Origin of the sequence: Mesorhizobium sp. M7A.F.Ca.CA.003.01.2.1, from assembly GCF_003998945.1 — a bacterium.
GTDB lineage: Bacteria > Pseudomonadota > Alphaproteobacteria > Rhizobiales > Rhizobiaceae > Mesorhizobium > Mesorhizobium ciceri.
Map to the genome: position 1 here is coordinate 1 of NZ_RZRA01001341.1, position 1073 is coordinate 1073.

The following is a 1073-nucleotide window of genomic DNA, read 5'->3' on the forward strand; positions in this document are numbered from 1 at the left end:
GATTTCAGCCGCCGATTTGTCGATGCCGGTGGCAACCACCGAGACGCGGATGACGCCTTCGAGTTCCTCGTCGAAAGTGGCGCCCAGGATGATGTTGGCGTCCTGGTCGACTTCCTCGCGGATACGGGTCGCCGCTTCGTCGACTTCGAACAGCGTCAGGTCGCGGCCGCCCGTGATCGAGATCAGCAGGCCCTTGGCGCCCTTCATCGAGGTTTCGTCGAGCAGCGGGTTGGCGATCGCCGCTTCGGCGGCGGCCATCGCGCGGCCCTCGCCCGAAGCTTCGCCGGTGCCCATCATCGCCTTGCCCATCTCGCGCATGACCGAGCGCACGTCGGCGAAATCGAGATTGATCAGACCTTCCTTGACCATCAGGTCGGTGATGCAGGCGACACCGGAATAGAGCACCTGGTCGGCCATGGCGAAGGCATCGGCGAAGGTGGTCTTGTCATTGGCCAGCCGGAACAGGTTCTGGTTGGGGATGACGATCAGCGTATCGACGCATTTCTGCAATTCCTCGATGCCGAAGTCCGCGGTCTTCATGCGGCGCTGGCCTTCGAAGTGGAACGGCTTGGTGACGACGCCGACGGTGAGGATGCCCTTTTCGCGCGCTGCGCGGGCAACGACGGGAGCAGCACCGGTGCCGGTGCCGCCGCCCATACCGGCTGTCACGAAGCACATATGGGTGTTGGTCAGGTGATCGAGGATTTCATCGATGCACTCTTCCGCCGCCGCACGGCCGACTTCCGGCTGCGATCCCGCACCGAGCCCCTCGGTGACGTGAGCGCCGAGCTGGATCAGGCGGCCTGCCTTCGACATGGTCAGCGCCTGCGCGTCGGTGTTGGCCACCACGAACTCGACGCCGCGCAAACCGGCGGTGATCATGTTGTTGACGGCATTGCCGCCGCCGCCGCCGACACCGAACACGGTGATGCGCGGCTTAAGCTCGGTGATGTCCGGCTTTTGCAGATTGATGGTCATTGTCTCCGTCCTTTGCCTTTCACGCCGCTTCGCCGCCGCGGCCGCCTATGGGGCTGTCCCCGTCAATTTTAGAAACTGTCTCTCAACCACTGACT

1 protein-coding gene is annotated in these 1073 nt (G+C 63.7%); it reads right to left on the reverse strand.

All coding sequences use genetic code 11. The features are described from left to right. Positions 1-978: cell division protein FtsZ (ftsZ, locus tag EN969_RS32520; RefSeq protein ID WP_127419807.1), on the reverse strand; the 978-nt coding region annotated here is incomplete at its 3' end. Positions 979-1073 lie beyond the last annotated feature (95 nt).